We start from the raw sequence: 1,100 nt of genomic DNA, 5'->3' as shown, positions 1-1,100 counted from the left end.
GAGGGCGAGTGTCTACCTCGGCTGAGCCGGCGGGTGCCGGAAAACGCCGTCGCTGTTCCAGGCTAACGCCGGGACGGCGAGGGCGGTTCCCTCCCCCGGTGTATTGGCGCAGAGTGGCGGCAGGAGGTGGGGCGAACGCAGACGGGGCGCCTGCCGGGCGCGCATGTGGTATCGTCCGCGACCATTGCGCGGACTCATCGAGAGCAGGAATGCCATGGCGAGCAAGACCATCTATCGCGTGATCTTCCACAACAAGGGCAAGGTCTACGAACTCTACGCACACAGCGTGGGCGACGGCGGCATCATGGGCTTTGTGCAGATCGAGGAGCTCATCTTCGGCGAGCACACCCAGGTCGTCGTTGACCCCTCCGAGGAAAAGCTCAAGAGTGAGTTTGCCGGCGTGAAGCGCAGCTTCATCCCCATGCACTCCATCATCCGCGTCGACGAGGTGGAGAAGGAGGGCCACGCCAAGATCTCCGACGCCGAGGGGGGTAACGTCACGCCCTTTCCGGTGTCGATGTACGGCCCGGGTCGCGGCGGAAACGATCCCGGGCAGGGTAATTGATCTCGCCTGCCGAGTCGTTTACCCTTTAGCGCCTCGTCGGCAGCAGCCCGGCGGGGCGAGAATACGGAGAGGTGTCCGAGCGGTCGAAGGAGCACGCCTGGAAAGCGTGTGTACCTACTGGGTACCGAGGGTTCGAATCCCTCCCTCTCCGCCACTATCCCGTCTTACCCCCGTTTCCAGAGACTTTCCCGCACCCCCATTGAGACGGAGCGTTCCGGCATCCTTGCTTGATGCGGGACAGGGCCGCCGTTTGAGCGGCGGGTGTATGGACGGTATGCCATCTGTTCGCGGTTGTTCAGGGGAGTGTGCGCTTATGCGGAGATTCGAGGACAAGGTCGCGCTCGTTACCGGAGGCCGCTCCGGCATCGGGCGCGCGATAGCGCGGCGCCTGAGCACGGAAGGGGCAACGGTGTTCACGGCACAGCGCGGGCAGGACGCGGAATTCGAGGGAATAACGACCGATTTCACGGACCCGGAGGGGCCCGGCCGGGTCGTCGACGAGGTGATTCGGCGTGCCGGGCGACTCGACGTCCTG

2 protein-coding genes and 1 tRNA gene are annotated in these 1,100 nt (G+C 64.8%); all 3 read left to right on the top strand.

Annotated elements, in window-relative coordinates:
- Positions 1–214: 214 nt before the first annotated feature.
- Positions 215–565 carry a DUF1820 family protein gene (locus G7A99_RS20555; protein ID WP_018717009.1) on the top strand — a complete coding sequence of 117 codons (351 nt, stop codon included), beginning with the start codon at positions 215–217 and terminating at the stop codon, positions 563–565.
- Between the two features lie 65 nt (positions 566–630).
- Positions 631–719 (top strand) — tRNA-Ser (locus tag G7A99_RS20550).
- A gap of 159 nt (positions 720–878) precedes the next feature.
- Positions 879–1,100 (top strand): SDR family NAD(P)-dependent oxidoreductase (locus G7A99_RS20545; protein ID WP_163143726.1); only part of this gene is annotated, 222 nt, incomplete at its 3' end.

It is taken from the genome of Arhodomonas sp. KWT (genome assembly GCF_010993615.1).
The sequence above is the reverse complement of the archived record's forward strand: the minus strand, read 5'-3'. Positions and strand labels throughout refer to the sequence as shown.